This is a genomic window from Bradyrhizobium sp. Crot121, assembly GCF_059512385.1.
Map to the genome: position 1 here is coordinate 1 of NZ_JCAMOR010000518.1, position 348 is coordinate 348.

General features: G+C 64.4%; 1 protein-coding gene. It reads right to left on the reverse strand.

Translation table 11 applies throughout. From position 1 onward, the window contains the following. Positions 1 to 348, reverse strand: a 348-nt coding sequence (locus AC5ZGW_RS47740) for a multicopper oxidase domain-containing protein (RefSeq protein WP_496114352.1), incomplete at both ends; no start/stop codon positions are given.

Below are 348 nucleotides of genomic sequence, written 5' to 3' on the forward strand. Positions count from 1 at the left end.
GCCGGTCGGCGCGCATATCCTCCGCGCTGTGCACGATTAGTGGCGCGGCCATCAGGCTCTGTTCCTGCATGCCCTGATGCGAGTGCATCCAGAACGTGCCGGCGATCGGCGCATAGTCATAGGAGCGCGTGTCACCCGCGGGGATAGGCGGCGTTTGCGGCCAGGGAAAGCCGTCCTGCTTCCAGGGCGGCAACTGACCGTGCCAGTGGATGATGGTGGCTGTGCCGGCCCGATTCACCAGATCGACCTGAAAGCGCTCGCCGGGCGAAAGCGTTATGCCCGGTTTTCCGTTCGCCCCGATTAGGCCGAAGACTTGTGCCGGTTTGCCGTTGACGGAGAGGGTTCTGG